Below are 270 nucleotides of genomic sequence, written 5' to 3' on the forward strand. Positions count from 1 at the left end.
CAGCAGATTCCATTGCATTACAGCAGTCTTTGCGGGATCTCGACCGGGGATTTGTGAATTTCTTTGAGAAACGGGCTTCCTATCCAACCTTCAAAAGTAAACATAACCGGTTCCAGTCATACAGAACGGTAAATCAAAAAGATAATATTCGTATTGTGGGAAGATATATCAAACTTCCGAAACTTGGATTTGTTAAAATACGGCAGTCGATGGAAGTGGAAAAGATTAATCACGTGATCATTGAGCACACACCGGCTGGAAAATATTTTG

The 270-nt window shown here is 40.0% G+C and carries 1 pseudogene; it reads left to right on the forward strand.

The features are described 5' to 3' along the window. Nucleotides 1–270 (forward strand): annotated as a pseudogene (locus DW694_RS16695) (IS200/IS605 family element RNA-guided endonuclease TnpB); the annotation flags it as partial.

Origin of the sequence: Ruminococcus sp. AM26-12LB, assembly GCF_003480785.1 — a bacterium.
In the GTDB taxonomy this organism is placed as follows: Bacteria; Bacillota; Clostridia; order Lachnospirales; family Lachnospiraceae; genus Blautia_A; species Blautia_A fusiformis.